Annotated in this window: 1 protein-coding gene; it reads right to left on the bottom strand. The window is 52.6% G+C overall.

Going from position 1 to position 637, the window contains the following annotated elements; translation table 11 throughout:
• Window positions 1–95: 95 nt before the first annotated feature.
• Window positions 96–362, bottom strand: a complete 267-nt coding sequence (locus KDX37_RS29325) for a type II toxin-antitoxin system RelE/ParE family toxin (protein ID WP_231656653.1) — start codon at window positions 360–362, stop codon at window positions 96–98.
• Window positions 363–637: the final 275 nt, after the last annotated feature.

Here is a 637-nt window from a genome sequence, read left to right as displayed (position 1 = left end):
ACGCGGCTGCCGACTCAGCGGGCGAGTGAAATCGACCAGTTGCTGCCGCATAAGTGGCGACCGATTTAATCACGCAAGGCGTGATGCCCGGACGCTTACGTTTCGATATCTCGGGATTGGCTGCTCTTGTCACCACCGCACAGCAGCAAGATCAGTTCATCGCCTCGCTGCTGGAAATAAACACGGTAACCAGGGCCAACGTGTATCCGTAGCTCACTCACGCCCTGCCCTACTGGCGAGACATCACCCATCAGGCCGTTTGCAACTCTAAAAATACGAGCGGCAATTGCAGCTTTGGCCTTTTGGTCTTTGAGCCTGCGTTCCCAAGCCATGTAGATAGATGTCTGTTTTATCGTCGTCATGGAGGGCATTGTAGTTTATTGACGACACTAAAGCGAGCGGTTAGCTAGGCGCATTGAGCCTAAATAAATGTTGCATATTAGGCGCAAAGCGCCTAATATGGCTTCTGTTGGTGGCATGCAGAAAGCCACTCGACTCTGAGGGGGCTAGTCATGCCGCCGGCGGAGAACGAGATGAAACGTAACCGTCCGGCGAAGTCACCTACCCGATCCCTGCAATAAGGACGATGTTCTCCACTTAAAAAATATGTGGACACCATCGCCCTTATCATCGGGAT

The sequence above is a fragment of the Pseudomonas californiensis genome (genome assembly GCF_021147775.1).
GTDB lineage: Bacteria > Pseudomonadota > Gammaproteobacteria > Pseudomonadales > Pseudomonadaceae > Aquipseudomonas > Aquipseudomonas californiensis.
The sequence above is the reverse complement of the archived record's forward strand: the minus strand, read 5'-3'. Positions and strand labels throughout refer to the sequence as shown.

What these genes read in the sequence shown, in the direction of transcription:
- KDX37_RS29325 (WP_231656653.1), bottom strand. Translation starts at nt 362, where the DNA reads ATGACGACGATAAAACAGACATCTATCTACATGGCTTGGGAACGCAGG.